Annotated in this window: 1 pseudogene; it reads left to right on the forward strand. The window is 67.7% G+C overall.

Annotated features, from left to right (window positions below):
* Positions 1 to 116: 116 nt before the first annotated feature.
* Positions 117 to 520 (forward strand): annotated as a pseudogene (locus tag ACOADB_RS17255) (ABC transporter permease); the annotation flags it as partial.

The raw sequence follows: 520 nt of genomic DNA on the forward strand, positions 1-520 counted from the left end.
TGTGGTGTTCCTCGCCGATGGCCGGGTCGTCGACGAGATCAACAACCCGGACCGCGAAGAGATTCTTGAGCACATGACGGCCCTGCAGGCCGCCGCTGCACGCGGAAAGGCCTGACATGTTGCGGCTCACGCTGCGCAACATCTTCGCCCGCAAGGTCCGGCTCCTCATGAGCGGACTCGCGATCGTGCTCGGTGTCGCGTTCCTGTCCGGCGTCCTGGTCTTCAGCAACGGCCTCTCGTCGACCTTCGACTCGATCATCTACGGCTCCACCCCTGACGGTGCCGTGCGTGCCCAGGACACCGAGGAGTTCGACGGCGGCATCTCCGGCCAGACCGACCAGGTCCTCGACCCGGGTGTCGTGGCCGACCTGAGTGCCCTGCCCGAGGTCGCGCGAGCCGACGGCGACGTCGTCGGCTTCGGCATGAGCCTGCTGGCCAGTGACGGCACGCTCGTGGGTGGCACGGGAGCGCCGACCCTCGCCTTCAACTACCACGACGGCCCCAACATGGCCGGCGAGGA

Source organism: Nocardioides sp. CPCC 206348 (assembly GCF_048654705.1).
Classification (GTDB): domain Bacteria; phylum Actinomycetota; class Actinomycetes; order Propionibacteriales; family Nocardioidaceae; genus Nocardioides.